The organism is Pseudomonas juntendi, assembly GCF_009932375.1.
Classification (GTDB): Bacteria; Pseudomonadota; Gammaproteobacteria; order Pseudomonadales; family Pseudomonadaceae; genus Aquipseudomonas; species Aquipseudomonas juntendi.
Genome location: NZ_BLJG01000288.1, coordinates 1 through 7,424 on the forward strand (window position 1 = coordinate 1; position 7,424 = coordinate 7,424).

A 7,424-nucleotide genomic window follows, 5' to 3' on the forward strand; every position below is an offset into this window, starting at 1 on the left:
CAACCAGGGCACCGGAAAGGTCGTTGCCGCGCTTGAGCACATCCAGGCCGAGTTCGCTGCCAGCGGCAAGCACATTTCCCTGGCCGACTTGAGCGTGCTGGCCGGTGCCGCTGCCGTGGAGAAGGCCGCCAAGGACGCCGGTCATGACCTGAGCGTGGCGTTTCGCCCGGGCCGTGCCGATGCTACGCAGGCACAGACCGACGTGGAATCGTTCGCCGTGCTGGAGCCGCTGGCAGACGGCTTCCGAAATTTCAGCAAGGGCCGCTACAGCGTCAAAGCCGAGAAGTTGTTGCTGGACAAGGCGCAGCTGTTGACCTTGACCGCGCCGGAAATGACCGTACTGATCGGCGGGCTGCGCGTGTTGGGTGCCAACCATGCGGGGAGTCAACAGGGCGTGTTCACCGACAAGGTCGGTACCCTGAGCAACGATTTCTTCCGCAACCTGCTGGACATGGGCGTGGAGTGGAAGCCAACTTCGGCAGACAACGAAGCGTTCGAAGGCCGCGACCGCAAGAGCGGGCAAGTGAAATGGAGCGCAAGCCGCGTCGACCTGGTGTTTGGGTCGCATGCGCAATTGCGGGCGTTGAGCGAGGTGTACGGCAGCAGTGATGGCGGCGCCAAGTTCGCGCGCGATTTCGTTGCCGCCTGGGAGAAGGTCATGGAACTGGACCGTTTTGACCTGAAGTGAGGAACCTGCGGGGGCTGCCGGGCAGCCCCCGTTGCCATTGGCGATCCCGCCAATTCCAGGTCGGATAGATACAAAAGTGCCCTTGTCGGTTCTGTTGCAATGCTTCTCAGGCGGCCGGCCTGAACAGCGTGCTCACAACGACAAGGAAACCCGACCATGCAAATGCCCAAGACCCTGAACATCCGCAACGGCAACAAGGTGCAGCCGACCTTTTCTGCCCAGGAATATGCCGCCCGCCACGCCCGGCTGCGGGCCTACATGGCGGAACACGACATCGAAGCGGCCATTTTCACCTCGTACCACAACGTCAACTATTACAGCGACTTCCTCTATTGCTCGTTCGGCCGCCCCTATGCGCTGGTCGTTACCCAGGACAAGGTCGTCTCAGTCAGCGCCAATATCGATGGCGGGCAACCGTGGCGGCGTACGGTCGGTACCGACAACATCGTCTACACCGACTGGCAACGTGACAACTACTTCGTCGCGATCCAGCAGGCGTTGCCCCTGGCCTCGCGCATCGGGGTGGAGTACGACCACCTCAACCTGCAGAACCACGCCAAGTTCGCGGCCTGCTATCCGAAAGCGGAACTGGTCGATATCGGCGCGCCCTGCATGCGCATGCGCATGATCAAGTCGGCCGAGGAACAGGCGCTGATCCGCCACGGTGCTCAGGTAGCCGATATCGGCGGGGCTGCGGTGGTCGAGGCACTGCGTGACCAGGTGCCGGAGTACGAGGTGGCGCTGCACGCGACCCAGGCGATGGTGCGCGAGATTGCCCGACGCTTTCCGGATGCCGAACTGATGGACACCTGGACCTGGTTCCAGTCCGGGCTCAACACCGACGGTGCACACAACCCGGTCACCAGCCGCCGGGTCGGCAAGGGGGAGATCCTGAGCCTCAACTGCTTCCCGATGATCGCCGGCTACTACACCGCCCTGGAGCGTACGCTGTTCCTCGACCACTGCCCGGAGGTGCACCTGCGGTTATGGCAGGCCAACGTCGAGGTGCACGAAGCCGGGCTGAAACTGGTGCGCCCAGGCATGCGCTGCAGCGACATTGCCCGTGAACTGAATGACATTTTCCTGCGCCATGACCTGCTGCAATACCGCACCTTCGGCTATGGCCACTCATTCGGCACCTTGAGCCATTACTACGGCCGCGAGGCCGGGCTTGAACTGCGTGAAGACATCGACACAGTGCTGGAACCGGGCATGGTGGTGTCGATCGAGCCGATGATCATGCTGCCCGAAGGCCGGCCTGGGGCCGGTGGCTATCGCGAGCATGACATCCTGATCGTCAACGACAGCGGTGCCGAAAACATCACCCGGTTCCCGTATGGGCCGGAGCACAACATCATTCGCAAATAAGACTGATGCCGGCTTCATCGCCGGCACGCCAGCGCCCTGTGGGCGCCGGTGTGTCGGCGCCAAAGCCACTACACACAACAACAATATCCCGTATGACCACCACACCCTGCCTCCAATTAGAACAACCATGGGGTACCCGTCATGTCCAGCACCACCCTTGACCCATCCGCCGTCGCTGGCGTTTCGCACAGCGCCGAACGCCAAGCCCTGCGCAGGGCTGCCCGGGCCAGTTTCATGGGCAACTTCGTCGAATGGTTCGACTACGCAGCCTATGGCTACCTGGCCACCATCATCGCCGCCACCTTCTTCCCGCAGGCCGACAAGGCCACCAGCCTGTTGGCAACCTTTGCAGTGTTCGCCCTGTCGTTTCTGGTACGCCCATTGGGCGGCATCGTCTGGGGCCATTTCGGCGACCGGTATGGCCGGCGCACGGCGCTGTCGTGGTCGATCCTGATCATGTCGCTGTCCACCTTCTGCATAGGCTTGCTACCCGGCTACGCCCAGATCGGCCTATGGGCGCCGGCGCTGCTGTTGCTGATTCGCCTGGTGCAGGGGTTTTCCGCTTCGGGTGAGTATGCCGGTGCAGCAGCGTTCCTGGCCGAGTACGCGCCGCCGGGCCGGCGTGGCTTGTACACCAGTATTGTGCCGGCCAGTACCGCGGCGGGCCTGTTGTTCGGGGCAGCGTTCGTCGCGCTGTTGCATGAAGCGCTCAGCAATGAAGCCCTGCACAGCTGGGGCTGGCGCCTGCCGTTCCTGCTGGCGGCGCCGTTTGGCCTGGTGGGGCGCTACATCCGCATCAGTTTGCAGGACACGCCCAAGTTCCTGGAAATGGAGCAGCGCCTGGAAGCCAAGGCCGGCATGGCTCCGGCGCCCTTGCGCGAACTGCTCGGCCAGCATCGCCGCAGCCTGGCTATCGGCATGGGGGTTACCTGCCTGAACGCGGTGGCGTTCTATTTGCTGCTCAGCTACATGCCGACCTATCTGTCCACTGAAATGGGCATGAGCGAGCGGGATTCATTCATTGCGTCGACGGTGTCGCTGGCCACCTATATCGGCCTGGTTTTCCTGATGGGGCGGCTGTCTGACCTGTTTGGACGCAAAACCATGCTGGTGGTGGCATCGCTGTTGTTCCTGGGCCTGACCGTGCCGCTGTTCAGCCTGCTGGACGGGCAACCGCTGCTGGTGATCCTGGCGATACAAATCCTGTTCGGTGCGATGCTGGCGATGAACGACGGGACCTTGCCGTGCTTGCTGGCAGAGCTGTTTCCCACGCGGGTGCGCTTCAGCGGTTTTGCTTTGAGCTTCAATGCGGCCAATGCGCTGTTTGGCGGCACTGCACCGTTCATTGCCACTTGGCTGATCCAGGTGACCGGCAGCAAACTGGCGCCGGCGGGTTACTTGCTGGCAGCGGCACTGGTGGCGCTGGTGGCCATGCTGATGTGCCGGGAAACAGCCCACGCTGCGCTGGAAGATTGAATCACCTGGCCCCCACATCGCGCAAAGGGTGCGAACCTGACCTAGCCCATGACCCCGGTCAGTGCAACGAGGCCTGCCGCCGCTCGCCCAGTGGTGACAACCCGAAGAACCGGCTGTAGCTCTTGGAGAAATGCGCTGGCGAACTGAACCCGCACGCCAGCGCCACTTCGCGCACCTGCACATCGCTGCGCAGCAGCAGCTCCCGTGCGTGTGACAGGCGCAGTTCCAGGTAGTACTGGCTGGGGGTGCGTTGCAGGTATTTGTGGAACAACCTTTCGAGCTGGCGCACGGTCACCTCGTTGAGGCTGGCCAGCTCCTCCAGGGTCAGTGGTTCCTCGAGGTTGGCCTCCATGATCGCCACCACCTGACTGAGTTTGGGCTGGGCACTGCCGAGCAGGGTGCGCAACGGCACCCGTTGGCGGTCGCGCTCGCCACGCACGCGATCGCACAGCAGCAGTTCGGCGGCCTTGGCGGCGATAGCCTGGCCTCCGGGCTCGCGGGCTACCAGTTGCAGCATCATGTCCATCGCCGCCACCCCGCCCGAGCAGGTGTAACGGTCGCGGTCCAGCTCGAACAGCTGGTTGGAGATGACGATGCCGGGAAAGTGCGCTTGCAGGGTTGGCAGGTCTTCCCAGTGGATGGTACAGCGGTAGCCGGTGAGCAGCTCGGCCCTGGCCAGCAGGTAACTGCCGGTGCAGATACCGCCCAGGGGCAGGTGTTGCCGTGCCAGGTGGCGCAGCCATTCGATCAGCGCGCGGTTGCCGCGGCCACGGTCGATCGGGTTGGCGCCTACCACCAGCAGCGTGTCCAGGGCAGGGGCGTTGGCGATGCTGTAGTCGGGCAGTACGCGCATGCCGTTGCTGGCCACCACCGGTGCCTCATCCGCCGCAATCAACACACTGCGAAACAAGGTTTGATGTGCGGCCAGGTTGGCCATGCGCAGGGTTTCGACGGCCGATGCCAGGCCGATCGTGGTGAAATTGGGCAAAATCAGAAAGCCAAAGGTCTTGACCGAACAACGCTTTACACTTGAAAGCGGCGGGTTTGCAGAAACGGGGTGGACCATTGCGCTGTACCTGTGCAAGCTGAGCCGTGGTTTGTCAGGGGCAGTGAAAAACAGGGCCTCGCGTGGTGCTTGTTGTTATAGGTCGTTGCCGGGTCGATCTTACACCCAGGGCGCAGCGGCCAGGAATGGCTCTGCCCGTCGGCAGGGCCAACAGTGATCGCATAGAGAAGGTGATTGTCAGTGAACCCGGAAACCTTGCTGGCAAGCCTGCCAGGCTACGCTATCGCACCCGACTCGATTCAGGTGCTGCCCGATGCCAAGGCCTACCGTGCCTGCCTGCTCGAGCGTATCGGCATGGCCACCCGGCGCATTGTCATCGTGGCCCTGTACCTGCAGGAAGACGAGGCAGGCCAGGAAGTACTGGACGCCTTGTACCAGGCCAAGGCCGCGCGCCCAGGCCTGCAAATCACCGTCGTGGTCGACTGGTTCCGCGCCCGCCGCGGGCTGCTGGGGGCCGGGCGTCAGCCGGGCAATGCGGCCTGGTACCAGGCCCAGCGCCAGTTGCACGGGCTGGAGATCGCCATCCATGGGGTGCCGGTGCAGACCCGCGAGCTGTTTGGGGTGTTGCACCTCAAGGGCAGCATCATCGACGACTGTGTGATCTATACCGGTGCCAGCCTGAACAACGTGTACCTGCACCGTTTCGATCGCTACCGCCTGGACCGCTATCACCTGTTCCAGTCACCGGCACTGGCGGACGCCATGGCCGACCTGGTGCAGCGCCTGCTGCATCCGGCCGCCACGCCGCGTCTCGATCTGCCGGCGCCACCTTCTACCCGTAGCCTGCGCGGTGACATCCGGCGCCTGCGCGCGCGGTTGCGGCGCATGGCCTATCAGGCCCCGGCCCCTGAGCCAGGGCAGGGCCTGCGGGTCATACCGCTGCTGGGCGTGGGCCGAGGCAACCGGTTGAACCGGGCCGTGTGCGCGCTGCTGGCGGCGGCGCAGGCGCAGATCATCATCAGTACGCCGTATTTCAACCCGCCACGTGTCGTGATGCGCGAGCTTGACCAGGCGTTGGCACGTGGAGTGCGGGTTGAGTTGATTGTCGGCGACCGCACAGCGAACGACTTCTATATCCCCCCAGGCGAACCGTTCAGCGCCAGTGGCGCGTTGCCTTACCTGTACGAGGACACCTTGCGCGCCTTCGTTCGTCGCCGCCAGGCGGCGATAGTCAGCGGGCAGCTACAAGTGCGCATCTGGAACGACCCGGGGCATACGTTTCATGCCAAGGGGGTGTGGGTCGATCAGCGTTATTCGCTGCTGACCGGCAACAACCTGAACCCGCGGGGGTTCAACCTGGACCTGGAGAACGGCTTGCTGATCGACGACCCGCATGGGCAATGGTTGGCGCCGCGTGAAGCGGAGCTCGACGGGTTGCGCCATTTCGCGCCGCCGATCGATTCGCTGGAGGCCCTGGGGGTGAAGGCCGAACATCCCAAGGAAGTGCGCCGGTTCCTGCGGCGTTTGCGCTACAGCCGCCTGGAACCGTTGATCAAGCGGGTGTTGTGACACCGGCTGAAGCACGACGCGGTAGCGCAACGATCTGGCGCAAGGAAATGGCTGCCTGGGCCTGACCGAGTGCCTCATGAAGGGAAGCTGACTGATCGTCAGGTCAGCTATTCAGCTTGCGATGATATCAATATGATATCGGTGCTGCCGCAGGCGTTCCTGCGGTTGAGCTATGATTTACGGGCTCCCGACCAGGGCCCCTCTGAAAAGTCATCACAAGCGCATACAATCGCGCCCTTTTCCTTGTTAACCAGAAAGGCCAAAGCGTATATGGCGCTAGATCCACCTACGATGCTGACCATTTCGGTTGCCCTGGCAGCAGCGGCTGCCCTGTATTTGGCAATTGAATGGCGCAGTGTCCGCGAGTCCTCGCTACTGTTCTGGAGCGCAGGCTTCGCCACCATCACGGTCGGTTGCGTGCTGGCCTTGTTGCGCGGGATCGGTTTGCTGTTCATCGGCATCTGGTTCGCCAATGGCTTGCTGGTGGTGGCCCATGGGTTCTTCTTGTGGGGTGTGCTGCGCTTTACCCAGGAGCGTTTGTCACGGGCCTGGCTGGTCATCGTGCTGGTCTGGTTCGCCCTGCTGCTGTTGCCCGTGGGGCCGCAGTGGTCGAAGGTGATGTTGATGGTCAACTCGTTGCTGGTAGCGGCGCTGACCCTCAAGGCGAGCTTCCTGTTGCGGCCCCATGGCAAGTCGTTGAGCGTTGGCGCGGTGCAGCTGCGCTACGTGCTGTTGCTCCATGGTGTGTTCTACGTGGTCAAGGCAATCATTGCGATTGCACCGGGTACCTTGATCGACCTGGCCACGTTTGGCGGGCTGATCATTCAGGTTTCGCTGGTGGAGGGGGCGATGGCGATCATGCTGATTGCCTTGTCGATGACTGGCACCGTGCGTTACCGACGCGAGGAGCGGATTGCCCGGTTGGCGGCACGCGACCCGCTGACCGCGCTGTACAACCGGCGGGCCCTGGAAGTGCGGGCAGCACCTTTTTTCAAGGACGTCAGCCCAACCCAGCCTGGTGCATTGCTGCTGATCGACATCGACAATTTCAAGCTGGTCAATGACCTGCATGGGCATATTGCCGGGGATCGGTTGCTGGTCGCCCTGAGCGAGATGATCCGTACGGTGCTGCCGGAGCGCTCGTTGGCGGCGCGTTTGGGCGGGGACGAGTTCGTCATATTGCTCAGTGGCACCAGCAATGAGCGGGTGTTGGACCTGGGTGGGATCTTGCGGGAGCAGTTCCAGCTGTATGCGGGCAAGACGGTGCCGACGCCGGAGGCGGTGACGCTCAGTATTGGCGCCAACCTGTTCGACCAG

At 63.0% G+C, this 7,424-nt stretch carries 6 protein-coding genes; 5 read left to right on the forward strand and 1 reads right to left on the reverse strand.

Annotated elements, in window-relative coordinates; translation table 11 throughout:
• From GYA94_RS24715 to GYA94_RS24725, 3 genes are all read left to right on the forward strand, one after another.
• Positions 1-688: peroxidase family protein (locus tag GYA94_RS24715; RefSeq protein WP_304363548.1), on the forward strand; the 688-nt coding region annotated here is incomplete at its 5' end.
• Positions 689-844: 156 nt separating this feature from the next.
• The gene (creA, locus tag GYA94_RS24720; RefSeq protein WP_161893299.1) at positions 845-2,056 is read left to right on the forward strand and encodes a creatinase; all 1,212 of its coding nucleotides are present in this window, start codon (positions 845-847) and stop codon (positions 2,054-2,056) included.
• Between the two features lie 141 nt (positions 2,057-2,197).
• Positions 2,198-3,532 carry an MFS transporter gene (locus tag GYA94_RS24725; RefSeq protein ID WP_161893300.1) on the forward strand — a complete coding sequence of 445 codons (1,335 nt, stop codon included), beginning with the start codon at positions 2,198-2,200 and terminating at the stop codon, positions 3,530-3,532.
• A gap of 58 nt (positions 3,533-3,590) precedes the next feature.
• On the opposite strand, the gene cahR is transcribed toward GYA94_RS24725, so the two are convergent.
• Positions 3,591-4,598, reverse strand: coding sequence for a transcriptional regulator CahA (cahR, locus tag GYA94_RS24730; protein ID WP_161893301.1), 1,008 nt, complete (start codon positions 4,596-4,598; stop codon positions 3,591-3,593).
• Between the two features lie 180 nt (positions 4,599-4,778).
• On the opposite strand from cahR, the gene pssA reads away from it, so the two are divergent.
• Positions 4,779-6,107 carry a CDP-diacylglycerol--serine O-phosphatidyltransferase gene (pssA, locus tag GYA94_RS24735; RefSeq protein WP_110679806.1) on the forward strand — a complete coding sequence of 443 codons (1,329 nt, stop codon included), beginning with the start codon at positions 4,779-4,781 and terminating at the stop codon, positions 6,105-6,107.
• Positions 6,108-6,398: 291 nt separating this feature from the next.
• On the forward strand, positions 6,399-7,424 hold a 1,026-nt coding region (locus GYA94_RS24740; protein ID WP_161893302.1), incomplete at its 3' end, for a GGDEF domain-containing protein.